27 protein-coding genes and 1 CRISPR repeat array are annotated in these 26,007 nt (G+C 32.6%); of the genes, 16 read left to right on the top strand and 11 right to left on the bottom strand.

Annotated features, from left to right (window positions below; all coding sequences use genetic code 11):
- Nucleotides 1-29 precede the first annotated feature (29 nt).
- Complete coding sequence (locus GXM21_RS03905) at nucleotides 30-317, bottom strand: YerC/YecD family TrpR-related protein (RefSeq protein WP_008538438.1); 288 nt, start codon at nucleotides 315-317, stop codon at nucleotides 30-32.
- A gap of 324 nt (nucleotides 318-641) precedes the next feature.
- Here GXM21_RS03905 and GXM21_RS03900 point away from each other — a divergent pair, with 324 nt between their 5' ends.
- From GXM21_RS03900 to GXM21_RS03850, 11 genes are all read left to right on the top strand, one after another.
- Nucleotides 642-1,586 (top strand): sugar-binding transcriptional regulator, encoded by a 945-nt coding sequence (locus GXM21_RS03900; RefSeq protein ID WP_008538439.1) that lies wholly within the window; start codon nucleotides 642-644, stop codon nucleotides 1,584-1,586.
- A 24-nt stretch (nucleotides 1,587-1,610) separates the two neighbouring features.
- Nucleotides 1,611-2,021 (top strand): transcriptional regulator GutM, encoded by a 411-nt coding sequence (locus tag GXM21_RS03895; RefSeq protein WP_008538440.1) that lies wholly within the window; start codon nucleotides 1,611-1,613, stop codon nucleotides 2,019-2,021.
- A 33-nt stretch (nucleotides 2,022-2,054) separates the two neighbouring features.
- Nucleotides 2,055-2,606, top strand: coding sequence for a PTS glucitol/sorbitol transporter subunit IIC (srlA, locus tag GXM21_RS03890; protein ID WP_008538442.1), 552 nt, complete (start codon nucleotides 2,055-2,057; stop codon nucleotides 2,604-2,606).
- 50 nt (nucleotides 2,607-2,656) lie between these two features.
- Entirely contained in the window at nucleotides 2,657-3,661 is a 1,005-nt protein-coding gene (gene srlE, locus GXM21_RS03885) for a PTS glucitol/sorbitol transporter subunit IIB (protein ID WP_008538443.1), read from the top strand.
- Between the two features lie 35 nt (nucleotides 3,662-3,696).
- Nucleotides 3,697-4,065 (top strand): PTS glucitol/sorbitol transporter subunit IIA, encoded by a 369-nt coding sequence (locus GXM21_RS03880; RefSeq protein WP_008538444.1) that lies wholly within the window; start codon nucleotides 3,697-3,699, stop codon nucleotides 4,063-4,065.
- A 42-nt stretch (nucleotides 4,066-4,107) separates the two neighbouring features.
- Nucleotides 4,108-4,923, top strand: a complete 816-nt coding sequence (locus tag GXM21_RS03875) for an SDR family oxidoreductase (protein ID WP_008538445.1) — start codon at nucleotides 4,108-4,110, stop codon at nucleotides 4,921-4,923.
- 373 nt (nucleotides 4,924-5,296) lie between these two features.
- Nucleotides 5,297-5,866, top strand: a complete 570-nt coding sequence (locus tag GXM21_RS03870) for a biotin transporter BioY (protein ID WP_008538446.1) — start codon at nucleotides 5,297-5,299, stop codon at nucleotides 5,864-5,866.
- Nucleotides 5,867-5,889: 23 nt separating this feature from the next.
- Complete coding sequence (bioD, locus tag GXM21_RS03865; RefSeq protein ID WP_008538447.1) at nucleotides 5,890-6,558, top strand: dethiobiotin synthase; 669 nt, start codon at nucleotides 5,890-5,892, stop codon at nucleotides 6,556-6,558.
- 52 nt (nucleotides 6,559-6,610) lie between these two features.
- Nucleotides 6,611-7,963: an adenosylmethionine--8-amino-7-oxononanoate transaminase gene (gene bioA / locus GXM21_RS03860; RefSeq protein ID WP_008538448.1), complete on the top strand. Its 1,353-nt coding sequence runs from the start codon at nucleotides 6,611-6,613 to the stop codon at nucleotides 7,961-7,963.
- A gap of 138 nt (nucleotides 7,964-8,101) precedes the next feature.
- Nucleotides 8,102-9,007, top strand: a complete 906-nt coding sequence (locus tag GXM21_RS03855; RefSeq protein WP_008538449.1) for a hypothetical protein — start codon at nucleotides 8,102-8,104, stop codon at nucleotides 9,005-9,007.
- Nucleotides 9,008-9,023: 16 nt separating this feature from the next.
- Nucleotides 9,024-10,934: a TonB-dependent receptor plug domain-containing protein gene (locus tag GXM21_RS03850; RefSeq protein ID WP_008538450.1), complete on the top strand. Its 1,911-nt coding sequence runs from the start codon at nucleotides 9,024-9,026 to the stop codon at nucleotides 10,932-10,934.
- 112 nt (nucleotides 10,935-11,046) lie between these two features.
- On the opposite strand, the gene GXM21_RS03845 is transcribed toward GXM21_RS03850, so the two are convergent.
- On the bottom strand, nucleotides 11,047-11,526 hold the full coding sequence (locus GXM21_RS03845) for a hypothetical protein (RefSeq protein WP_008538451.1): 480 nt from the start codon (nucleotides 11,524-11,526) through the stop codon (nucleotides 11,047-11,049).
- 47 nt (nucleotides 11,527-11,573) lie between these two features.
- Complete coding sequence (locus GXM21_RS03840) at nucleotides 11,574-11,840, bottom strand: hypothetical protein (protein ID WP_008538452.1); 267 nt, start codon at nucleotides 11,838-11,840, stop codon at nucleotides 11,574-11,576.
- Between the two features lie 195 nt (nucleotides 11,841-12,035).
- Here GXM21_RS03840 and murQ point away from each other — a divergent pair, with 195 nt between their 5' ends.
- Genes murQ through GXM21_RS03820 form a run of 4 tightly spaced genes read left to right on the top strand, consistent with a single transcriptional unit; the run spans nucleotide 12,036 to nucleotide 16,585 of the window.
- Nucleotides 12,036-12,941 (top strand): N-acetylmuramic acid 6-phosphate etherase, encoded by a 906-nt coding sequence (gene murQ, locus GXM21_RS03835; RefSeq protein ID WP_008538454.1) that lies wholly within the window; start codon nucleotides 12,036-12,038, stop codon nucleotides 12,939-12,941.
- A 13-nt stretch (nucleotides 12,942-12,954) separates the two neighbouring features.
- The gene (locus tag GXM21_RS03830) at nucleotides 12,955-14,343 is read left to right on the top strand and encodes a PTS transporter subunit EIIC (RefSeq protein WP_008538455.1); all 1,389 of its coding nucleotides are present in this window, start codon (nucleotides 12,955-12,957) and stop codon (nucleotides 14,341-14,343) included.
- A 4-nt stretch (nucleotides 14,344-14,347) separates the two neighbouring features.
- Nucleotides 14,348-15,415 carry a DUF871 domain-containing protein gene (locus GXM21_RS03825; RefSeq protein ID WP_008538456.1) on the top strand — a complete coding sequence of 356 codons (1,068 nt, stop codon included), beginning with the start codon at nucleotides 14,348-14,350 and terminating at the stop codon, nucleotides 15,413-15,415.
- Nucleotides 15,416-15,451: 36 nt separating this feature from the next.
- Entirely contained in the window at nucleotides 15,452-16,585 is a 1,134-nt protein-coding gene (locus tag GXM21_RS03820; RefSeq protein ID WP_008538457.1) for a restriction endonuclease subunit S, read from the top strand.
- Between the two features lie 575 nt (nucleotides 16,586-17,160).
- On the opposite strand, the gene GXM21_RS03815 is transcribed toward GXM21_RS03820, so the two are convergent.
- The 8 genes from GXM21_RS03815 to GXM21_RS03780 form a co-directional block, all read right to left on the bottom strand.
- Nucleotides 17,161-17,610, bottom strand: coding sequence for a GNAT family N-acetyltransferase (locus GXM21_RS03815; protein ID WP_008538458.1), 450 nt, complete (start codon nucleotides 17,608-17,610; stop codon nucleotides 17,161-17,163).
- 106 nt (nucleotides 17,611-17,716) lie between these two features.
- Nucleotides 17,717-18,952 carry an LL-diaminopimelate aminotransferase gene (locus GXM21_RS03810; protein WP_008538459.1) on the bottom strand — a complete coding sequence of 412 codons (1,236 nt, stop codon included), beginning with the start codon at nucleotides 18,950-18,952 and terminating at the stop codon, nucleotides 17,717-17,719.
- 174 nt (nucleotides 18,953-19,126) lie between these two features.
- Nucleotides 19,127-19,480 (bottom strand): 50S ribosomal protein L20, encoded by a 354-nt coding sequence (gene rplT / locus GXM21_RS03805; protein WP_008538460.1) that lies wholly within the window; start codon nucleotides 19,478-19,480, stop codon nucleotides 19,127-19,129.
- 36 nt (nucleotides 19,481-19,516) lie between these two features.
- Nucleotides 19,517-19,714: a 50S ribosomal protein L35 gene (gene rpmI, locus GXM21_RS03800; protein WP_008538462.1), complete on the bottom strand. Its 198-nt coding sequence runs from the start codon at nucleotides 19,712-19,714 to the stop codon at nucleotides 19,517-19,519.
- Nucleotides 19,701-20,255 carry a translation initiation factor IF-3 gene (gene infC / locus GXM21_RS03795; RefSeq protein WP_008538463.1) on the bottom strand — a complete coding sequence of 185 codons (555 nt, stop codon included), beginning with the start codon at nucleotides 20,253-20,255 and terminating at the stop codon, nucleotides 19,701-19,703. Before infC ends, rpmI begins: the two co-directional genes overlap by 14 nt.
- Before the next feature lie 232 nt (nucleotides 20,256-20,487).
- Nucleotides 20,488-21,173: direct repeats of the CRISPR family, unit length 31 nt; unit sequence ATTCAAATACAACTCTTGTTTCTATTAATCT.
- A 179-nt stretch (nucleotides 21,174-21,352) separates the two neighbouring features.
- Nucleotides 21,353-22,258 (bottom strand): dihydroorotate dehydrogenase, encoded by a 906-nt coding sequence (locus GXM21_RS03790; RefSeq protein WP_008538464.1) that lies wholly within the window; start codon nucleotides 22,256-22,258, stop codon nucleotides 21,353-21,355.
- Nucleotides 22,258-23,022, bottom strand: coding sequence for a dihydroorotate dehydrogenase electron transfer subunit (locus tag GXM21_RS03785; protein WP_008538465.1), 765 nt, complete (start codon nucleotides 23,020-23,022; stop codon nucleotides 22,258-22,260). Before GXM21_RS03785 ends, GXM21_RS03790 begins: the two co-directional genes overlap by 1 nt.
- A gap of 121 nt (nucleotides 23,023-23,143) precedes the next feature.
- Complete coding sequence (locus GXM21_RS03780) at nucleotides 23,144-24,049, bottom strand: DMT family transporter (RefSeq protein WP_008538466.1); 906 nt, start codon at nucleotides 24,047-24,049, stop codon at nucleotides 23,144-23,146.
- Between the two features lie 574 nt (nucleotides 24,050-24,623).
- Between GXM21_RS03780 and GXM21_RS03775 the strand changes: the two genes are divergently transcribed.
- Nucleotides 24,624-26,000, top strand: coding sequence for a dihydroorotase (locus tag GXM21_RS03775; protein ID WP_008538467.1), 1,377 nt, complete (start codon nucleotides 24,624-24,626; stop codon nucleotides 25,998-26,000).
- Nucleotides 26,001-26,007: the final 7 nt, after the last annotated feature.

Raw genomic sequence — 26,007 nt, 5'->3', positions numbered from 1 at the left:
AAAAAATATTCCTCCATTCATTGCCTTTGTTATTTTAAACGGTTCAATACCGTATCATAACCATCTGCTCCATAATTTAAGCATCGCTTTACTCGACTGATTGTCGCTGTACTTGCTCCTGTGCGTTCTACAACTTCTTCATAAGTATGACCAGCACGAAGCATTCTAGCTACTTCTAATCTTTGAGCCAAAGCTTTCAATTCACTTACTGTACAAATATCTTCAAAAAACTGATAGCATTCTTCTGTATCCTTGAGTGTTAACATAGCCTTACATAACTGATCCGTTAAATTATCTCTTAATTTAGGATTTACCATTTTTATACTCCTTTTACTTTTTTACTTTATCACTTTAACTTACGAAAATTTTATATATATAATAATCCATCTATATCTAACTGTCAAGTATGAGCTAAATTACTGTAAATTTAAACAATTAAGAAGAAATATCAGAAAATTCATATTTAAAATATTTTTTTTATTTTTGTGTTGACAATATGGGGGTATAAATGCTATTATATGGGTGTCGGAACAAATGAGATATACTATCACATATGTGATGGTGCATGTCTAGACAGCTTAGTTTATAATAACTATAGATATTTAAACTTTAATATTTATATTTTGAAAAGAGGTCTTAACATGCAACCCGTATCTAGAAGAATTTTAGTCAAAGTCGCTCATATGTATTATGGAGCCGACATGAAACAAAGTGATATCGCTAAAAAATTAGGAATTGACCGCTCTACTGTTAGTAAATATCTAAAAAGAGCAAAAGAAACTGGTATTGTAAAAATCTTCATAGCTCAAGACAATTTTGAAACAATTGAATCTCAGTTAGAAGAAAAGTTTAATTTAAAAGAAGTCTATATCGTCCCATCTAGTGAAAATAAAGATGAAGTTTATTCCAATTTAGGTAAAGCCGGACTAAATCTATTAAAACGTCTAATCAAGGACAAAATGGTAATCGGCTTTAATTGGGGTCGTTCCATGGGGGCTATTGGCTATCAAGCAGCTATCGAAAATTTCCCAGCTGTTGATGCTGATTTCGTACCTTTGGTTGGTGGTTCTGAAAGCTTAGATGTTGACCTTCATGTAAATACAATTTGTTACAAGGTCGCAAATGCGTTCCAAGCTAGAAGCCATTATCTTTATGCTCCAGCTATAACGAAAAATACAGAAACAAAAAAAGCAATTATAAATGATACTAATTATTTAAGAATTCAAGACTTATGGAATAAATTAGATGTAGCCTTTTTAGGTATTGGTTCTCCTACATCTGCTTCCAACGTAATTTGGACTGATGGACTAAAATCAGAATACATCACTTCTTCCTTTGGTAATCGTATCATCGGTGAAACTTGCACTCGTTTTTATGATAAAAATGGTAACGAAGTACCAACTGAAGTTGTAGATAGAACAATCTCCATACCTTTTTCTCAATTACATAAAGTCAAATATGTAATCGGAGTTGCAGCTTCTGACGAAAAAGTTCCAGCTATCTATAGTGCATTAAAAGGAAAATTAATCAATATTTTAATCACTGATGAAAGCACTGCAAAAAAATTACTTAATTTTAACAGTTGATAAATAAAAAGGAGGAAAGCTCTCATGTTCTGGACATTTATTGTATTAGGTATAGTAATGTGGCTTCTCCAAGGTTTATTGAATATTTACCAATTAAAAAAATTTAATAAGGAATTAAAAAATCTTCGTCAATCTGGCCGAGTCGCAATCGGCAAGGCCAGAGGCAGATTTAAAGCAGGTTGTCTATTACTCTTATGTATAGATGATGACTGTAAAATCATCACCGGAAAAAAACTACAAGGTGTAACAAGTTTTGCTAGATTTAAAAATTTCAATGAATTAAATGGATATTACCTTCCAGAAATCACTGACAAAGACTGCCAAAACTTTGACAAACAAACAAGCTCTGCCATCTTATCTGCCGTTGAAGAATATAAACAATATACAAAACAACAAAAAGAAGCGTCCACATGCATTGAAAATGCATCACAATAATCAAAAAATTCTAAATTAAAGGAGAGAATATTTATGGACACTTTAGTACTACTAGCTCAAGGTTTTATTGGTATGTTTAACAAAGGTGGCGAAACGTTCATCGGTCTTGTTTCTGGTATCGTTCCTACCCTCATCTGCTTATTGGTAGCAATGAATGCAATTATCCTCTTTGTCGGCACTGATAAAGTTGAAAAATTCGCTCATCTCTGTGCTGGTAATGTTATTTCTCGTTACATGATTTTACCTGTTATTGGTACATTCTTCTTCTGTAATCCAATGACTTTATCTCTTGGTAAATTCATGCCAGAAAGATACAAACCATCTTATTATGCAGCAGCTTCTCGTTCTTGCCATACATTAAATGGTTTGTTCCCACACGTAAATCCTGGTGAATTGTTCGTATTCTTAGGTGTTGCTAATGGTATTACTCAACTTGGTTTATCTACAGTAGACTTAGCTCTTCGCTATTTCTTAATCGGTATTTTAATCAACTTCATCGGAGGCGTTATCACTGACTTCACTACTGCTTATGTATCTAAACAACAGGGCGTAGTTTTAAGTGATAAAGTAAAAACTACTCATTAATTTTTATCAAGCAAATTTAATTCGTATATAAAATAAAGGAGATATTTATCATGGCTCAATATAAAGATGTTATTGTTAATGCTGGTGCTGGCGGATTTGGCGGACCTCTTGTATTAAAACCAGATGATAAAAAGAATAAAGTTGTTAATATTACAGGTGGGGTTATTTCTCCTGTATCTCAAAAAATTGCAGAATTAACAGGTTGCGAACTTGTTGATGGTTTCAAAACTAGTGTTCCTGATGATGAAATTCTCTGCGTAATCATTGACTGTGGCGGTACACTTCGTTGCGGTATCTATCCTAAAAAACGCATCTATACAATCAACTTAAATCCAACTGGTGCAAGCGGTCCTATGGCTAAATACATCACAGAAGATATTTATGTATCCGCAGTAAAAGAAAATTGTATCTCTTATGCTTCCGCTGAAGATGCTGCTAATGCTCCAAAAGTTGCACAAGCTCCTGCAGAAGAACCAAAAAAATCTACTTACGATACAAGCAAAAAAATCACTGAACAAACTAATGTAGGCTTTATGGCTAAAGTTGGTAAATTCATGGGTTATATCACAGCTACTTTATATCAAGCTGGTCGTGATACTATTGAAACAATCTTAAAAACTATCTTACCTTTCATGGCATTCGTTTCCATGCTCATTGGGGTAATCTTAGCAAGCGGTATCGGTGATATCATCGCTCATGTACTTACACCTCTTGCAGGCTCTGTAATCGGTCTTGTTATCTTAGCATTAATTTGTTCCTTCCCATTCCTTTCTCCATTCCTCGGCCCTGGCGCTGTTATCGCTCAAGTTATCGGTGTATTAATCGGTGTTGAAATCGGTAAAGGCAACATTCCTCCTAGTCTTGCACTCCCTGCATTATTCGCTATCAATGCTCAGGCTGCTTGCGACTTTATCCCTGTTGGTTTAGGTCTTGCTGAAGCTGAACCTCAAACTGTTGAAGTTGGTGTTCCTTCTGTATTATATTCTCGTTTTATCACAGGTCCAATCAATGTTGTTTTAGCATGGCTCGCTAGCTTCGGTTTATACGAAAGCTAATTTATCAATAATCAATACAAGGAGATTATCTTATTATGAAAAAAATATATTCTACTATTGTTAAAGATTTAGGTCCTATGGCAGAAGATTTTATCGGTGAAAAAATGATTATTCTCTTCAACGAAAATGCCCCTGCTGAACTTGCTGAATTCTGCGTACTTCATACTGGTAATGAATTAACTGATACTGTAGAAGTTGGCGATATTTTAAAAATCAACGATACTGAATACAAAATTGTAGAAGTAGGCTGTGAAGTTCAAAAAAATCTTAAAGATTTAGGTCATATCGCTCTTCGTTTCAATAATAATGAAGAAGGCGAGTCCTTAGAAGGTAGTCTCTATCTTGAAGATAAAGCCGTTAGCCTTCCTTCAGTTGGCTCTGAAATAGTTATCTTCAAAGCATAATAAATAATAATAACAAAATTATATAAATTGGAGTGATTTTATATGTCATGGTTAGCCCTTGAAGGTAAAACAGCTGTTGTTACTGGTGGTGCTTCTGGCATTGGTAAAGCTGTAGTTCAAGCATTCTTAGATAATGGTGCAAATGTTGTCGTTTGTGATATGAACCCACAAACTCCTGAATATGATTTACATGAAGGCAGTGGAGAATTCCTCTATGTTCCTACTGATGTTACTAAAGCTGATAGCGTAAAAGCTATGGTAGAAGCTGGTAAAGCAAAATTCGGTAAATTAGATATCCTCGTAAACAACGCTGGTATCAATATTCCTCGTCTTTTAGTAGATAAAGATGATCCATATGGTAAATATGAATTAGATGAAAATGTTTTTGATAAAGTTTCTGCTGTAAATATCAAAGGTGTTTACCTTTGTGCACAAGCTTTAGGACATGAATTCGTAAAAAATGGCGAAGGCGTTATCATCAATATGTCTTCTGAAAGTGGTCTTGAAGGTTCTGAAGGTCAGAGCATCTATGCTGCAACTAAAAATGCTGTTAACTCTTTCACTCGCTCTTGGGCTAAAGAATTAGGTAAACATCATGTTCGCGTTGTTGGCGTAGCTCCTGGTATCTTAGAAGCTACAGGTCTTAGAACATTAGCTTATGAAGAATCTTTAGCTTATACTCGTGGTATTACTGTAGAACAGTTACGTGCTGGATATACAAATACAAAAACAACTCCACTTGGACGTGATGGAAAATTAACAGAAGTTGCTGATATGGTTATGTTCTTAAGTAGTCATCGTGCTTCTTATGTACATGGTGTAACATTCAACGTTGCTGGTGGTAAAACTAGAGGTTAATAATTATATTATTAAAACTATATAGATAGGACAGATACTTATGCTTAATATAAATAAAAAAGCCACCATGAAATTGCCGTTTCATAGTGACTTAAAGCCTAATCATTGCACAGACCTAGGCTAAGTAAAGCATATGATAAAGATTTTATCCTGTCAAGCAAAACTAATTTATCCCCATCTTAAAAACAGTCAATATTAATTGGCTGTTTTTTTTGCTCTTATAGTTAACTAAATATTTTTAAAGGTTGACAATTATATGCATATATGATTTAATAACAATAAATTATTGTTTATATGTTCATCTTCTTTATTGGTATAAAAATTAATATAAAAAATGAACCGCTTAACAAATAATTAAATGAGAGGGATTTTTATGATATTAACAAAGAAAAAAGAAATCTTATCCACGAAAAGTATGATTTTATCGGCTTTATTCGTAGCTTTAATCGCAATTGGTGCTTTTATTAAAGTTCCTGTTCCAGTTTGTCCTTTTACTTTGCAATTATTATTTACTACTTTAGCTGGACTTCTTTTAGGAGCTAATCTTGGTTTTGTCAGTGTCTGTGTTTATATAATCATTGGCTTAATCGGTATTCCTATTTTCACTGAAGGCGGTGGCCCTGGATATATTTTCCAGCCAACTTTTGGTTATCTAATTGGTTTTGCCTTTGGTGCTTATGTCGCTGGATATCTCACACAAAATCGCACTAAATTATCTTTCATTTATCTACTATGCGTTAACTTCCTCAATCTTTTAATCGTCTATGCCTTTGGTATGGTCTATGTATATATCATCAACAATTTTTATTTAAACACTCCTATTGGTATTTGGCCTGTAGTTTTATATTGTTTCTTATTAGCTGTTCCTGGCGATATAGTTCTTTGCATTCTCGCTGCCATATTAGGTAAAAAATTAATACCTAATTTAAAACATTATAAATAAATTATTTAGAAAAGAGATGTCTTATGAGTAAAGGTATTTTTATTACTGCAACTGGTACTGATATCGGCAAAACTTATGTTACTGCCTTATTAGTAAAAAAACTTCGCGAAGCTAATTTCAATGCTGGATATTATAAAGCAGCTTTAAGTGGTGCTGATAATATCGCTGAAAGTGATGCTGGCTTTGTCAATCGCATTGCCAATATCCACCAAGATGAGCAAACTCTATTATCTTATCTATATAAAAATGCTGTATCTCCTCATCTAGCTGCTAAAATCGAAGGCAATCCTGTAGAAAAAGATACTGTAATTTCCGATTATGCTACTGTACAAAAAAATTATGATTATGTAACAGTTGAAGGCAGTGGTGGTATAATCTGCCCTATTCGCTATGATGATAAAGCTAAATATTTTCTCACAGATATCGTAAAATGGCTACATCTACCAACATTGATTATCGCTGATGCTGGTCTTGGCACTATAAATTCTGTAGTATTAACAGTGGAATATTTAAAACATCAAAATATTAAAGTACAGGGAATTATTTTAAATAATTATACTGGTGGTATTATGCAAGAAGATAATATCAAAATGATTGAAGACTTAACTGATATTCCTGTCATAGCTTTAGTAAAACCAAATGATAAAGATATCGACATTGATGCTAAATTTTTAGCAAGTTTATATTTATAATTAAAAACTAACTACAATTAAATATTAAATTTAAAAGAAATGGATTGATTTTATGTGTAATATTAATTGGATAGATGAAGATTTAAAATATATCTGGCACCCTTGCTCACAGATGAAAGATTATGAAGAATTAAAACCTATCGTTATCGACCATGGGAAAGGTTCTTATCTTTATGATATCAATGGCAAAGAATATATCGACATCATCAGCTCATGGTGGTGCAATCTCTTAGGACATGCCAATCCTAAAATCAATGAAGCAATCAAAAATCAATTAGATAATCTAGAACATGTTATTTTTGCCAATCTTTCACATAAACCAGCTATCAAACTTTGTCAGGAATTGATTAAAGTCGTGCCTAAAGGTTTATGCAAATTCAATTTCAGTGATAATGGCTCTGCTTCTGTAGAATGTGCTTTAAAGATGGCTTTCCAATACCATTATCAGACAGGCAATCCACAAAAACAGCGTTTCATGTGTTTATCTGAAGGTTATCACGGTGAAACAATCGGTGCTTTATCCGTAGGTAGCATGGATTTATATGCAAAAATCTACAAACCAATGCTCATGAATGCTGTACATACATCAGCACCAGATTGTTATCGTTGCCCTTATCATCAAAATCGTGAAACTTGCAAATGTGAATGTTTCGTGCATGCCGAAGAAGATTTCGCTAAATATGGCAATGAATTAGCAGCTGTCATCGTTGAACCACTCATTCAAGGTAGTGCTGGTATGCGAATTTATCCGCCACTTTATTTAGAAAAACTTCGCAAACTCTGTGATGAATATAATGTATTATTAATCGCTGATGAAATCGCAACTGGCTTTGGTCGCACAGGTAAAATGTTTGCATTTGATTATACAAATGTTTCACCTGATATCATGACTATTTCCAAAGGTTTGACAGGTGGCTATATGCCAATGGCGATAACTATAACTACACAAAAAATCTATGATGCTTTTTATGCAGATTATAATGAAGGCAAAGCGTTTATGCACAGCCATACTTATAGTGGCAATCCATTAGGCTGTAGTGCTGCTTTAGCCGTACAAAAAATATTGCGTGAAGAAAATATTTTAGCCAAAGCTCAAGATACGGCAAAATATCTCCATGAAAAATTACAAGCAACTTTTGCTAATCATAAAAATGTCGGTGAAATCCGCCATTTAGGCTTGATAAATGCCATTGAACTTGTAAAAGATAAAGATACAAAAGAAGCTTTCGACAGCAAAAAACGTCTTGGCTATCAAATATATAAAAATGCCCTCCAAAAAGGTTTGTTACTTCGCCCTCTAGGTGATGTATTGTATTTCAATCCGCCATTAAATATCGATAAACAAACATTAGATAAAGCCATTTCCATTTGCCATACTTCCATAAATGAAGTTTTAAATTCCTAAAATTAAAGACTATATTTAGACTAAAAATTTCTCTTAGTTTAAATATAGTCTTTTTTTATATATCTTTCCCTATAATTCCTTGATAATCTAGTTCTAAAAATTATATACTATAAAAAAACACATTTTTAGGGTATCTATATGATTTTACGCAAACAACAAAAAAAATTTAAATTACGCTTTCGTGCCTTTAAACGAAAACCATTTTTATTTTTACGTCATTTTTTACTCATCATTATTTTTCGTTTTTTCGGTGTCATTATTTGTTTGTTTTTCACAGTCTTACCTTTACCACTCAGCAACTTCATTCAACATTTGATGAATTTAAATCTATCGCTTAATTCACTAAAAGATATCCTCTCTTCTATAAAACAAATTGCCACTAATTTTCATAATTTAATACCTTCAACTAATGATATTCTACGCATAATGAAATCATTCTTGCTGAATTTTTCTCCTACCAATCTCTATAATATCTTACGCAGTCTGCCTCATGATTTACGTCAATTTTTTTTGCAATTATTTGACTATTTACGTCAACGCTTAAAAGACATCCGTTTATTTATTAGGTCTTTATTTCCTTTGCGACAAGCTTTTTCACGACTTCATAAATTCATCATCACTCATGCCAATTTGGCTAAACGTCTCTTACGCAATCTTTTAATGATGTTTTTCAACGTATTATTGATTAAATTGCTATTTTGGATAATTATTCCTCTACTCGGTATCAGCACCATTTATTTTATTGGTGTAGATATCACTTTAATCATCATCGCCACTTTGAGTTTATTGACTTCACAATTAGGTACTTTGATCGGTAAATTAATTACTAATACGCTCATTCATCTATATGATTTAATTCAAAGACGAACTTCAAAGATGAATATATTCTTATTTCTCATGGCTTTAATCTATCATAAAATATCATTATTAATCAAAAAAATCCGCTTAAGATTAATCTATCTTTGCAGTTATTTTCTACGAAAGATATGTTCATATCTCATTGTTTTTTACCTTTATTATAAAATCCAACGACAAAAATTCTAATTAAGGAGCATCTTCTATGTATTACAAAAAATCTCTTTCTTTATTACTAACTCTCAGTGCATTTGGCTGTTTTATGCCTACTACATTTGCCAATGAAACACCCAATGCTCACAGTCTAATAGAAAACAATAATCTCATCGCTACACCTAGCTATACTACAATCATCACCAAAGAACAAATCCATGATAATCACTATAAAAATCTAGCAGAAGCTCTTTCCTATGCTAATGGGGTAATTGTAAATTCAGGCTCACTGAATACTTCTCATATGGTAGTGCGCATTGATGGAGATGATAGAGTAGCTATCTTCGTTGATGGTCGTCGCATGAATATGAATAAAGGTATCATGAGCGGTCGTGCATCTTATGATTTAGATTTATTGCCATCTATAATGAATGTAGAACGCATCGAAATTCTTCATGGTGCAGTTGGTTCTACATATTTAAATTATGATACTCCTGCTGGGGCTATCAATATCGTTACTAAAAAAGGCGATAAACATGAAACAACTGTTGATTTAGCTGCTGGTGAACACGGCTCTTGGAAAGTTAAAGCCATAACAAGCGGTAGCTTAGATGATTGGTCATGGGTAGCTACTGGTGGCTTTGATAATGTCGATTATATGAAATATAAAGGCACAGATGACCACACTCATGAAATGCCAAATTCCGACAACAATCGCCGTGAAATGGCTTATCGCATTGATAAGAAATTGACCGACAACACTTCTTTAACTTTTGACTATGGTCATCTAAGCAACGATACAGGCACTTGGATATCCAAAAGTTATCCACAGGATTATAATTATGAAAAATTAATCAACCATTTCGCACTCACTTATAATTATAAAGAAAATACTGATACTCCAGCATTTTTAGCCATTTACCACTATTATACTCAAGGAGATAGCTATATTCCTACTGGCTTCATCAATCAAGAAGATGAAAAAACTTATAGTCGCTGGGAAAATACTACTCAAGGTATCGATTGGCATGATGCTTGGAAAATCAGTAAAGACCACACCATTTCTGCGGGACTTACTTATCGTAAAGATGAAGTTGATAATATCAACAATGATTACAATAATATTTTCAGTGGCAATTATAATAAATCTATGGATAATTTTTCCGTTTACCTACAAAGCACTCGCCGTTTTGATAAGTTAACACTGACTGGAACATCTGCTTACAATAATAACAGTGAATTCGGTGGAAAATATGTTTCTAATGGTGCTTTAGATTATAAACCTGATGAAAATACTGTTATCTACGCTTCTTTGAGTCAAATTTATGCTACGCCATTTTTAGATGATTTATATTTTAATAATGCTCATATTCAAGGAAATCCTAGTTTGCGACCAGAAACAGGTTATAAAGGCAGTCTAGGTGTACGCTATAAATTAAATCCTACAAGCAATATCAATTTCAATGCTTTCCTAGAAAATATAGATGATCCATTAGGCTGGCGATATGAACATAATAAATTTCATGCTGTAAATTTTGAAAATCAGAAAAAACGCGGTTTCCAATTAGAATATAATAAAATTTTCAGTCCAAAATATGATATGTCGCTTGCTTATACTCGTACAATTGCACATACTGATTTTGCTGATGGTAACGGCAATCAAACTGATGTCAATGCAGTAGCTCCAAATAGCTATAAACTTCGCTTTAGTTATCATGATGATACATGGCATAATAATATTTTACTAAATGCTGTATCTGGTAGAGATACAAATTATTATAGCGATAGCAATTATTATATACTTGACGCTAATCTCAATTATAAAATCAATGACCAATGGTCAACATATCTGAAATTAGCCAATATCACCAATGTATCTTGTGAAACTATCGGCTCTTTCTTAGATGGAGATTGCCCTGCTCCTGGTAGAACTGTACTCATGGGTATGGAATATAATTTCTAAACTAAAATATAAATAAAAAACAAAAAGGTAGATTAATTTATATATAATCTACCTTTTATTTTTTGCTTATTTATTTTGCGATATTTAATTTTCAAATCATTTAATAATATTATTAAGTGTTTTTAGCAATGATAGCACCGATTACACCGCCGATTAATACTGCAGCTGTGATATCGCCTTTATCATAATCTTTGTCGCTATCATCATCGCGGTCATCTCTATCGTCACGGTCATGACGTGGAGGTCTATCTCTATCCCAATCATCGTCATCATCATCATGACGAGGTGGTGGTGGAGTCCAATCATCATCGTCTCTATCATGACGAGGTGGTCGCTTATCATCTCTGTCATCATCTCGAGGTGGAGGTGGTTTTTTCCAATCCTTATCCTCATCAGAGCGACCCCTATTCCAATGATCATCTTTATCAAAGCCGACTGTATTGAATTGCTGTTCATAAGCAACATTTGTATTCAAAGCTGCTGCTGAAGCTTGATTCATACTACAAACATAACTCACTGGACTGCATAAGAAACAAGATAATGATACAGTTGTTATAATTTTTTTCGCTCGCTTAGAAAATAATTCTTTCATTTTGCTATCCTCCCTATCTAAAAGTTATATACATATTAAATTAAACATCAAGTATTTTTAGCAATTACTGCACCAATTACGCCACCAATTAACACGGCAGTTGTGATATCTCCTTTATCGTAATCATTATCATCATCTTTATCGTGTCTATCATGTTTTGGTGGAGGAGGTGGTGGATCATGTCTTTCTTCATGACGAGGAGCTGCACTTACTGTGGATAATTGTACAGCATAACTCACAGGGCTACACAAAAAACATGCTAAGGCTATTATTCCTATAAAATTTTTCAAACGTCCTTTAATTAATTTTAACATATTTACACAACCTTTTATACATCTTTTTTTATTTATGTACATCTTATATATTAAATATATCATGAAAAAATTAAATTATACTTAAAATATTATTTAAAATTAATTAAAATTTTCTAGCTTATCCTTGCCAATAAAAAAGCCATTATCTATAATGAAAAAATGTATTAAATATTTTTAAAGGAGTATCTTTTATTTATGATAAATTTAAACAATCTCTTAACTGAAAAACGCAATCCTTATACATTAAATATTGATAATGTATCCACTTTGGAAATGTGTATGCTTCTAAATGAAGAAGACAAACGCGTAGCTATCGCTATCCGTAATGTATTGCCACAGATTGCCATGGCTGTTGATGAAATCACATCTCGCCTCAAAGACGGCGGACGCTTATTTTATATCGGTGCTGGCACATCAGGCAGACTTGGCATCTTAGACGCTGTGGAATGTCCACCAACTTACAGCACTGACCCTGAAATGGTACAGGGAATTATCGCAGGTGGTTATAATGCAATCTTCAAAGCTCAAGAAGGTGCAGAAGATTCTTTGACTCTTGCTCAAGAAGATTTACAAGCAAAAAATTTATCCGCCAAAGACTGTGTTGTCGGTATCGCAGCCAGCGGTAGAACTCCTTATGTAATCGGCGGATTAGATTTTGCCAATAGCATAAATGCCTTGACTATCGCCATCAGTTGTACTAGTAATAGTGAAATCAGCTCCCATGCAAAAATCGCCATTGAAGCTTTGACTGGCCCAGAAGCAATCACAGGTAGCACACGCATGAAAGCAGGTACTGCCCAAAAAATGATTTTAAATATGCTCTCTACTTGTACCATGATAAAATTGGGTAAAGTCTATAGCAATTTAATGGTTGATGTAAAATCATCTAATAAAAAACTCGAAGAAAGAGCAAGACGTATATTAATGGAAGCTACTAATTGCGACCGACAAACTGCTATTGATACTTTAGCTATCACTCAAGGCAAAGTAAAACCTGCAATTTTAATGTTACTTGCCAATATCTCCTATGAAGAAGCACTCTCTAGCTTAAATAATAATGAAGGTTTTATCTCCAAATCATTAAATAGTATGAAAAAATAATTGCGAGGTTTCTATGAATTTACAACAAACAGCTTTTGCTATCTATGAACTTATGAAGTCATTTTCTATCTTAAAAATAACTAATTGTATGACTAGACTTCGCTTACAATTAAACACAGAAGATATCGCTAATTTACCCTTAAAAGAATTAAAAAATATTCCTAACGTCTTAGGCGTAAACTTAAATGATAATGAACTACAAATCATCTTAGGCCCTGGAAAAGTAAATGAAGTAACTTCTGAATTCAAAAAATTATATGCAAATAAAAATCTTGAAACTAATGCTCAAAATACAAATCAAGATACAAATAACAATCAAAAACAATTTGGCAATGCCGAAGAACTTCATCAACAAATCCGCAAAAAAAATGCTACACCTTTTAAATTATTATTGAAACGCATTTCTAATATCTTCATGCCACTTATACCTGCATTTATCGCTTGCGGTTTAATCACAGGATTATTAAATATCGCTTTTAAAATTGATCCTACACTTACAAACTACCCTGCAATCCAAGTTTTACAAATAGCAGGAAATGCTGTATTTTTCGGCTTAAATATCTTTGTCGGCATCAACACCGCCAAAGAATTCCACGCTTCTCCTATGCTCGGTGGTACAATGGCAGCCATCATCACACACCCCATGCTCAACAATATCAGCCTATTTAATATAGATTTACTCGCAGGTCGTGGTGGTATCGTTGCCGTCTTATTAGTAGTAGCTTTTTCCTCATGGTTAGAAAACAAATTACACAAAATCGTGCCAAAAATTTTAGATTTATTCTTAACGCCACTACTCGTAATCTTAATCGCCACTTTCCCTGCTCTATTCATCTTACAACCTATCGGCGGTATCATCGCCGAGACTATCGGCGTACTCGTAACATCTGCAATTAATTCCGGTGGTGCTATCACTGGCTTTATCATCGGCGGTATCTTCTTGCCACTCGTTATGACTGGTCTTCACCAGGGACTCACACCTATTCACGCCGAACTGCTCAATCAATACGGCGTTACTATCCTTTTACCTATATTAGCCATGGCAGGCGCAGGGCAAGTCGGTGCTTCTATCGCTGTATATCTCAAAACTAAAAATCAAAAATTAAAACAAACCATAGCTTCTGCCCTTCCTGTCGGCTTCATGGGCATTGGCGAACCTTTGATTTACGGCGTAACCTTACCACTTGGTAAACCATTTATCTCCGCTTGTATCGGCGGTGCTTTCGGTGGTGCAGTCCAAGCATTTTTCCATGTAGGTGCTACCTCCATTGGCTTATCTGGTCTACCACTCACAGCTAGTACAGATAAAATGCTTTGCTATTTAATCGGACTTTTCACAGCCTATATTTTCGGCTTTATCGCCACATTAATAATCGGCTTTAACGATCCTATCGAGGAGTGATATTTTGCAAAACGGCATTTCCATTTATCTTGGCTTAGATAATACATTAGAAGAAAATTTAAATCTAATTCATCTAGCCCATAAATATAATCTCAATCGCATTTTTACCTCATTTCATATACCAGAAACAGATATTTCCCATTTTCAACAAGATTTACAGACAATTTTAAAACTCACACAAAAATATAATATGGAAGTAATTTGTGATGTATCGCCAAATACTTTAGCCTTATTAAATTTAGATACATTAAATATCCAAGAATTAGCTACTCTCGGCATAACAACACTTCGCTTAGACTTTGGCTACAGTGCCGAACAAATAGCCAAATTAAGTCATCAAAATATAAAATTACAATTCAATGCCTCAACCATCACTCAAGAATTTCTTGATGAATTAAATCATTACCAAACAGATTTCCAACATATTGATGCACTCCATAACTTTTATCCTCGTGAAGGTACAGGTCTAAACGTAAAAAAATTACAACAACAAAACGAATTACTTCATAAATATAATATTTCCGTAGGTGCTTTCATACCTAGCTATAACAAAGCTCGCTCTCCAATCAAAAAAGGCTTGCCAACATTAGAAATACACCGCTATCAAACAGCCAGCCTTGCCATGCGACATCTAAAATTACTCGGTATCGACTCCATTTTTATCGGCGATAGCCTACCTACAGAAGACGAAATCCAAGAATTAGCCAATTTAACTGATGAATATATCTTATTAAAAGCAAAAAAATTAACACAAAATAAAGATATACTAAAAACCTTACAACAAAACACCTTCACCGCTCGCCTAGATGAAGCAGACGGAGCCATTCGCACCCAAGAAAGCAGAGCATTATTCAAACAAATATATATCTGCCCTGAATATATTGTCCCTAGAGAAATAGGCTCTATTACCTTAGATAATGCCCTTTATGCACGCTACGCAGGAGAAATGCAAATCATCACCCATGCACAAAAAAAAGATAATAAAATCAATACCATTGCTAAATTATTAGACAGCGAATTAATTTTATTACCTTATATACAACCAAATAGCAAATTTAAAATAAAAGTTTAAATTAGTTTTAAAAATATAAGATTGGAGGTTGATATATTGAATATACCAAAATTAAGATTTAAAGATAATAACGGCAATGATTATCCACAATGGGAAAAGAAAAAATTAGGTGATATTGTTCAATTTTTAGATAATAAAAGAAAACCATTAGAACAAAGTGAACGTATACATGGTAAATATCCTTATTATGGTGCTTCTGGTATTATTGACTATATAAATAATTATATCTTTGATGAAGAACTTGTTTTATTAAGTGAAGACGGAGCGAATATTATAGATAGAAATTATCCTATTTGTTATATAGCTACTGGAAAATATTGGGTAAATAATCATGCTCATGTTTTAAAAACAAAATCACAATATTTAAATAAATTCCTTTGTGAAGCCTTAGAACGTTTAAATTATAATAAATATAATACAGGTACTGCTCAACCAAAATTAAATCAAGATATTTGTAAAAATATCTTACTCAATATACCAATTTTACACGAACAAGAAAAAATTGCTAATTTTTTTAGTACAATAGATAAAAAAATAAAAAACCTAGCAAATACTATCACTAGCCTAGAAAATCAGAAAAAAGGATTACTACAACAAATCTTTAGCCAAAAACTACGCTTTAAAGATAAAAACGGCAATAATTATCCTAATTGGAAAAAGAAAAAATTAGGCGATTTATTCACTATAAAAGCAGGTGGAGATATCAATAAAGAAAATTTTTCTGAACAATATTCTATAGAGTTCAAATATCCTGTATATGCTAATGCTTTAACTAATAATGGACTATATGGATATTCTAATATATATAAAATTGATAAACCTAGTATTACTGTTACTGGAAGAGGTATTAATGTTGGTTTTGCTTTATCAAGAGAACCTTTCTATTATCCTATTGTACGCTTATTAGTTTTAATACCTAATATAAATATTAATTTTACATTTTTTACAGAATCTATTAATTTTATTCATATTTTTAATGAATCAACTGGTGTTCCTCAATTAACCGCACCCCAATTATCTAAAGTAAATGTTTATGTACCAAATATAGAAGAACAAAATAAAATTGGAAATCTTTTTGATAAACTAAATGAAAAAATTGATAACAAAAAAGCCCAGCTAGAACACTGGCAACAAATAAAAAAAGGACTATTACAACAAATGTTCGTATAGTCCGATTGCTTTTCTTTCATGACCAATAAAAACACCAAAAGAACAACAATAAATAATACCTAACTTTTCCCGCATTTTAAAATTTTAATGGTAACGCTAGTTATTGAAAATCTTTAATAACACCTAACCATTTCCCGCATTTTAGCATCTTTTTACGGTAGCTATTAGCTATTGGCAAAGATAAAAATATAGCTACGCTTTTAGTTCTACTGTTTGAGCCTTGCGAATTTAGAACGTTGTTGATATATTTTTATCTTTGACAAAGTAAAAAGTGCGTGAGCGGGTGATTTCTTTGGTTCGTTTCTTTATCACTACAGAAATGAACAATTATCTATTTTATATTTACTTTTCTTTCATAAACAAGAAAAGTAACAAAAGAACTTTACCTTTCATTACCAATTCTTTCTTAAAAAGAACAAAACCATGATTTTAAAGCTTTTAACACATTACAAATAATGGTGCTAAATTCATAATCATGGTTTTATTCTTACTAACAGCTTATAGCTACTGACAAAATTACTAACATAAAAAATATTTTACTATTATTTTTCATAATTTATTACTTTACTGTAAATTTATTTTAATTTTCTTTGTAAATATATCATATCTATTAATTGAATGCCATCTTCATATATTGGTTGTTCATAATTATCTATAAAAAAATTTTTTATGTAATGTGAACGAATAAATCCACATTGCTCATAAAAAGGAATAGTTAATGTACTATCTCCTGTTCCAACTTGTAATATAGAATATTTTTCTTTATAATTTTTGATAATAAAATCTATCATTACTTTACCATAACCTTTTCTTTGATATTCAGGTTTTACAGCTAGATTTTTTATTTCCAATACACCATTTTGTTCATCTGTTATAATACATTCTGCTTTTATTATTCCTTCATCATCTAATACATACATTATGCCTCTATCAATATATTTATCAATCATATTTTCTTGTTCATCTGCCAACAATAATAATGAAAGAAATTGTTTTTTGTTATCTTTAACTTCTTTTATTTCCATAAGAACTCCGATACTATAAATTTTTACTTTATTATATTAAGACAAAATGACCTTTAACAGTTGACATAAATAACTATTAAAGGTCATTTTTATATTTAAATTTACATTATAATTTTAACTGTGTTTTAATACGTTCTACAGCTTTTAATGTATTTTCACGGCTACCAAATGCAGTAAGACGGAAATAATTTTCGCCAGATGGGCCAAAACCAGAACCTGGAGTACCTACGATATTTGCTTCATGAAGAAGTTTATCGAAGAAATCCCAAGAAGTCATGCCTGCTGGAACTTTGAGCCATACATATGGGGAGTTTACACCACCGAAAACAGTAAGACCAAGGCTTGCTAAACCTTCACGGATAATTTTTGCATTTTCCATGTAGTAGCCAACCATTTCTTTTACTTGTTTTTGTCCTTCTTCAGTAAGTACAGCTTCTGCACCACGCTGAATAATATAAGGTGTACCATTGAATTTAGTTGTATGACGGCGATTCCAAAGAGGATTTAAAGCTTGTTCTTTACCGTCTTTTGTATAACCTTTAACAGCTTTTGGTAATACGATATAACCACAACGAGTACCAGTGAAACCTGCTGTTTTGGAGAAAGAACGGAATTCAATAGCTACTTCTTTTGCGCCTTCAATTTCATAAATTGTATGAGGTACATCTTCTTCTGTAATATAGTAAGAATATGCTGCATCATATAAAATGATAGATTTATTTTCTTTAGCATATTTAACCCATTTAGCTAATTCATCGCGGGATAAAGTAGTACCAGTTGGGTTATTAGGGCTACATAAATAAATCATGTCTACATGCTGTTTTGGAAGTTCTGGAGTGAAGTTATTTTCAGCAGTACATGGCATATATACTACACCTTCAAAAGTTCCATCTTCTTTTACAAGACCTGTACGACCAGCCATGATATTTGTATCGAGATACACAGGATATACAGGGTCAGTAATAGCAATAGTATTATCTACGCCAAAAATTTCTTGGATATTACCGCAGTCAGATTTTGCACCATCGCTGACAAAAATTTCATCAGTTTCGATATCTACACCACGAGATTTATAAATTACATCACGAATTTTTTCACGTAAAAAAGCATAACCTTGTTCAGGGCCATAACCGCGGAAAGTTTCTTTATTAGCCATTTCATCAACAGCTTTATGCATAGCTTCGATACTAACTTGTGGTAATGGTAATGTAACGTCACCGATACCTAAGCTAATAACTTCAGCTTCTGGATTTTCAGCTTTGAATTTCTGCACACGATGTGCAATTTCAGCAAAAAGGTAACTACCTTGTAATTTTAGATAATTTTCATTAACTAATGCCATTTATAATCCTCCTAAATACTTTTATTTATCTCTAAATAAAATTCATTCTTATTTATTATACAGTATTTGACATATTTAAACAATGTATACTTGTTTAGTCAGTTTCATACAAATTTAAACAAACAAAAAAAGCTGTCTCTAATCTGAAATTAGAAACAGCTTTTATTTTTTATATTAGAGATTGCTTTTTGCAACTTCAACAAGTTTAGCAAATGCAGCTGCATCGTTGATAGCAACGTCAGCTAACATTTTACGGTTAACCTGAACACCTGCTTTTGTTAAACCGCAGATGAAACGGCTGTAGGACATACCGTTTGCACGAGTAGCAGCATTGATACGAGCGATCCAAAGTTTACGGAATTCACCTTTTTTCGCACGACGGTCTCTACGTGCATAGTAAAGAGCTTTCATAACGAGTTCGTTAGCTTTTTTGAACTGTTTGCTTCTAGCTCCTCTATAACCTTTAGCTAATTTTAAGATTTTTTTATGACGTGCATGAGCGGTTACGCCACTTTTTACTCTTGGCATTATTTACCCTCCTAAATTTCAACAATAAATGATTAATTAAGCGTATGGAAGCATTTTGCTTACACGTTTATGATCAGCAGCAGTGATAATAGCTGCTTTACGTAAATTACGTTTACGTTTTGGTGATTTCTTTTCTAAAATGTGGCTTTTGAAAGCTTTATTACGTTTGAATTCACCAGAACCAGTAGCTGTAAAACGTTTAGCTGCAGCTCTGCGAGTTTTAATTTTTGGCATTAGTGTTTCCTCCTTTAGTTTGCACTTTAGGTGCTAAAATCATAATCATATTTTTACCTTCAAGTTTAGGTTCGCGTTCAACAGTAACAGCATCTTGCATTGCTTCAGCGACCTTTAATAAAAGCTCTTTACCCATTTCTGGATGAGAAAGCTCACGGCCACGGAACATGATTGTAGCTTTTACTTTATTGCCTTCAGCAATAAAACGCATAGCATTTTTAACTTTGAAGTTAAAATCGTGTGTTTCAATACCAGGACGAAGTTTTACTTCTTTTACACTGATAACCTTCTGTTTTTTCTTCGCTTCTTTTTCACGTTTTTGTTGTTCATAGCGATATTTTCCGAAATCCATGATTCGGCAAACAGGTGGTTTTGCTTTTGGAGCAACTTCTACTAAGTCTAAATGAGCTTCTTCTGCTTTACGAAGAGCATCTCTTGTAGACATAATACCAAGCTGCTCTCCCTGAGCATCTGTCACACGAACTTCTCTAGCGCGGATTTCGCCATTAATTCTTAAAGTTTCTTTACTAATAGAAAACACCTCATTATTTATATATTATTTTTATTATATACACAAAAAAGAGGATGACGCACGTCACCCTCTGATATTACAAATTAAAATATACGTTAAACGTTTTTGTTTTAATTAGTAACCCTAGTGACTAGCACGCCATAAGGTGAGAAGTGGTGACTTCTTCTTGTGGAATACGTTGCATCTCAAATACAACATAACTTAATATATCACAAACTATATCCACTGTCAATAAGTTTTTTTATAAATACAACTCTTGTTTCTATTAATCGTTTCATCACGATCCATGCGGTCAGGATAAAACAGAATTCAAATACAACTCTTGTTTCTATTAATCTCCGTAAAAGTCTATATTAAGTATATCGTCATTTTCTAATTCAAATACAACTCTTGTTTCTATTAATCTTTTATAGTTTGATAGAATTTAATTCACGACTATATTCAAATACAACTCTTGTTTCTATTAATCTCAACCTTTCTATCAACGACATCTTTTCCTTTTTATTCAAATACAACTCTTGTTTCTATTAATCAATATCTTCATGGGGTGGTGAAATTTTCTTCACTGGATTCAAATACAACTCTTGTTTCTATTAATCTGAGTTAATGCGTAAAACAGAATTGGAGGTTAAAATTCAAATACAACTCTTGTTTCTATTAATCTTAATTATCTAGCGTGGCAATTACACGTAGATTTTTAATTCAAATACAACTCTTGTTTCTATTAATCTTCTTATGATGATGTTCCATTTAAATCTCCAAGTAAATTCAAATACAACTCTTGTTTCTATTAATCAATACATTATCTGCAACACGTTCAACCCAGCTACAATTCAAATACAACTCTTGTTTCTATTAATCTGGCAAAAGCTATTAAAAGAAACTTCCGAAGAGCAATTCAAATACAACTCTTGTTTCTATTAATCCCTATATTTATTAATATTTCTTTTTTTATTATAGTCTCTAAAATCTTGCTATTCAAGGATATAAAAAAATTTTACCAGCTGATTTTGATTTTTATTAGTTATATAAAAAAATAACCTATAAAGCTTATATTTCTTAGCTTTATAGGTTATTTAGTAAAAATTCACTTGGTAATTTTTTATTTAAGCTTGTAATGCTCCTACAAGTTCATTTACATCTTCAATATTGTGTTTTTGCATATATTCAGCGATACCATCTGCAATTACTTTTAATGCTGATGGATCAATGAAGTTATGTGCTCCCACTGCGACTGCTGTTGCACCTGCAAGCAAAAATTCAATAGCATCTTCTGCACTTGCAATACCGCCCATACCAATGATTGGAATGTTTACAGCTTTTGCTACTTGCCATACCATACGAAGTGCTACAGGTTTTACAGCAGGGCCAGAAAGACCACCTGTGATATTGCCAAGTAATGGTTTTCTTGTATTGATATCTATTGCCATACCAGTCAATGTATTAATCATGGAAATAGCATCTGCACCAGCTTCTTCTACTGCTTTTGCCATCTGCACAATATCTGTTACATTTGGAGAAAGTTTTACAATTACAGTTTTTTTAGTATGAGTTTTTACTGCATGAGTTACAGCAGCTGCTGCTTTTGGGTCTGTACCAAAAACGATACCGCCTTCTTTTACATTTGGACAAGAAATATTTACTTCTACAGCATCTACGCCGTCAATATCCAAACGCCATGCCATTTCAGCATATTCTTCTACAGAACCTGCGGAAATGTTTACGATAACAGCAGTATTATATTTTTTAATTTTTGGTAAAATATCATAAATAAAAGCATCTACACCTGGATTTTCAAGACCGATACAGTTGAGCATACCAGAAGGAGTTTCTGCTATTCTAACACCTGGATTACCAGCACGAGGTTTTGGTGTAACGCCTTTAGTAACGATTGCACCGATTTCATTTACATCAAGGAAATCTTCATATTCTCTACCAAATCCGAATGTTCCTGAAGCTCCCATTACAGGATTTTTTAATTCAAGATTACCAATCTTTACAGATAAATTCATTAAAATACCTCCTTAGCTTCAAAAACTGGGCCTTCTGTGCAAACTTTACGACGTTTTTTAGTGAGTTTACCTTCAAAAGTACAGCCAAGACATACGCCAATACCGCAAGCCATGCGTTTTTCTAATGATACTTGGCAATCAATATCATGTTCATAAGCGAGTTTTGCCACGCCTTCCATCATGATATTTGGACCACAAGTATAAATAGCGTCAATATTATTTTCTTTTAAGATTTCAGGCATTAATTGAATAGTGAAACCTTTAAATCCTACAGAACCATCATCTGTTGTGATATAAATTTTATCAGCATATTCTTTTAAATATTCTTCCCAGAATACTTCATCTTTATTTTTACCACCGATAAGTAAAATAGGTTTTTGGTCTTTGAGCAAGCGAGATAAATAGATAAGTGGAGCAATACCTACACCACCGCCTACGAGCAATGGACGACCTTCTTTTAATTTGAAGCCATTACCAATAGGACCTAAAATACTAAATTCTTCACCTTCTTTTAATCTAGAATATTCAGCTGTGCCTTTACCGACAATACGATAAATTAAAGTGATTGTACCTTCGTTTTTATCTACATCTGCAATACTGAATGGACGACGCAAAAAGTTTTCACTATGCAAAGTCTTCACATGAACAAACTGACCAGGTTCAGCAAGATTTGCAATTTCTGGAGCTTTGATAACCATGTGTTTTACATTTTCATTTACTGCTTTGTTGAGCAAAATTGTTCCTGTTACTACAAGCTTTTTCAAAAGAAACCCTCCTACTTTTTACACATTATACTTTATAATCATAATACTATATAACTAATTTTTTCGCAAAATTTCTCAGCTAAAAATAATTTTATTTTCATTAATTTATTTTAACTTTATTTTACTTTTTCCAATTTAATTTTTCTAAAATTTGCTTTGTATGTGTTGTTATATATACACCTAATAAAATAACTACTGCGCCTAAACATTCTTCCATAGTAATTATTTCATTTAATGTTATTGAAGCTGTAACAATCCCCACAATAGGCATGATATTTAAAAATATGGAAGCTGTACTTGCACCTACATTTTTTACACCAATATTCCAAAATATCATTGCTCCTACACCACCGAGCCATACAATATATGCAAATGAAGCCATAGCTTTCATAGATAAATCTGGTATAAATAAACCACAAGTAAAATGACCATAGATTGCAATAAAAATCGCACCAAATACTCCTGCCCATGCTGTAACAGATAATACAGACATTTTCTTCATCACGCGAATACTGATTAAACAATAAATTGCCCAACTTAATTGAGCTACAAAAAATAATATATCTCCTAAATTAAATGAAATATGTAAAATAATATCTAGATTTCCATTGCTGATTAAATACAATGTTCCTGATATCGAAATTATAATTCCAATCCATTGTAATAAAGCCAATCTTTCACGCAAAAATACAAAAGCTAATAAAGATGTAACAGCTGGCGTCATAGCAGCAATCAAAGTGGCATTAGCTACTGTAGAATATTGTAGCCCTGTAAATTGTGAACCATTATTCAAACTAACGCCTGTTATCCCCATAATTATAAGTGGCAACCAGCAACTTTTGGGCGGTATAAAATCTTTTTTATGTGTAATTTTCATCAATAAAAATAAAGTAGCACTAAGTAATAAATATCGGAAAGATACTAAAGTAGGTGGGTTCATCTCCGCTACAATGAATTTCACCACTACAGGCTGAAAACCCCATAAAATTCCAGCCAAAGACAACAACACATAAGCTTTATTTTTCAAAATAACATCTCCATTTAACTAAAACCTAAGTCATCATTATAACATATCCCTATAACGAGATTAAACATAAAATATATTCTAATACTTGCCACTATGCTATAATAAGTTATTATTACTTTTCTTTTATGGACAAAGAAAAGTAACAAAAGAAATCCACCGCAGATAAAATTTTAACTTTGAAAATAATTATCACTTCATACAACGCTTAGAAACTCGCTTTGCTCAAACATTCAGACTAAAACCGTATTCAGTGCTAATTATTTTCAATAACTTAACAGTTACCATTAAAATTTTATAATGCGGAAAATAGATATTACGTGTTATTTTAGTATTTAAATAAATTCAATACCGTAAAAGTCTGCTAACGCGGATATGTTTGGTATTACTCTTATATCATATATAAGAAAATAATATGTACTATTTATTGCTTAAATTATAAATCTTATCTGCGGAATTTTTAACGTAATTTTTATTATTTTTAGCATTTTAAAAATATGTTATGCTATTTGTTATAGTTTATTTTTTATATAAAGGAAAAATGTATTTTATAATTCTTAGGAGGGATAGTTTTTTTATGTATGATTTAGCTTTAAAAAATGGTTTTATTGTTAATGAAAATGAAATCTATCTAGGAAATATTTATATACAAGATGAAAAGATTGTTGAAATTTCTTTAGCGGATAAGCCTGCTAATGAGGTTTATGATGTTTCTGGTAAGTATCTTTTACCTGGCTGTATTGATACGCATTGTCATTTTCGTGACCCTGGAGCTACTGCTAAGGAAGATTTTACAACTGGCACACAAGCTGCTATTGCTAGTGGTGTAACTACTGTATTTGATATGCCCAATACAAATCCTTCTGTTTTAAATGAGCAAGATTTATTACAAAAAGCAAATTATTTTGCTCCTAAAGCTTTTGCTGATTATGGTATTTGGGGTCTTTCTTTAGGTGAAATCAACCTTGGCGATTTACCTAGACTTTGTGAAACTGGTGCTAGTGCTGTAAAATTCTTCTGGGGATATGCTATAAATGCCAAAACAAAAGCTTTAATTTATAATTACAATCCTAAAGATGAAGATATTATCCCACCTCTTGGCGACGGTGAAGTCTATGAAATTTTTGAACAAATGGCAAAAACAGGAAAAATAATCGCCATTCATGCTGAAAATATTGAATTAATTCAAACTTTAACTAAACGCTTGCAACAATCTGGTAAAAAAGATTACGAAGCTTTAATCCAATCTCGACCAGCTCTAGCAGAAGCTTTGACTATCCAAACAGCTAGTCTACTTGCCAAAGCCACTGGTGCTAGACTTCATATTCTTCATTTGACTTCTAAAATGGGAATGGAAGCAGTCGCTCAAGCAAAGGCTAATGGTGTAAATATAACTGCTGAAACTTGCCCACAATATCTATTTTTATCTGCTAAAGATTATGATAGTGTAGGGCCAATGATGAAAGTATATCCTGTCATCAAACATGAAGAAGATAGACTTGCACTTTGGCAAGGATTGAAAAATGGCACTATAGATTTTATCGCTTCTGACCATGCACCACATATCATCAGTGAAAAACAAGGTGATTTATTCTCCATTCCTGCTGGCATGTGCGGTGTAGAAACTATGCTTCCATTAATGCTCAATGAAGTAAATAATGGTCATATCACTTTACCTTTCTTAGTGAAAGTCATGGCTAAAAATGTAGCTGATATCTATAATTTACCAAATAAAGGTAATTTAGAGATTGGTAAAGATGCCGATATTGTAGTTGTTGATATGAATAAAGTCGATACTATTGAAAATGAAAAACTTCACAGCAAACAACCGCTAACTGCTTTTGCTGGTAGAAAAATCAAAGGTTGGCCTATCAAAACATTTTTACGTGGTCAATTAGTTGTAGATAATAATAAAATCTGCCAAGATAAAGCTTGTGGTAAATGGATAAAATAATTAAATT

Source organism: Megamonas funiformis, assembly GCF_010669225.1.
GTDB classification, from domain to species: domain Bacteria; phylum Bacillota; class Negativicutes; order Selenomonadales; family Selenomonadaceae; genus Megamonas; species Megamonas funiformis.
This window is presented reverse-complemented; position numbering and strand designations above follow the sequence as displayed.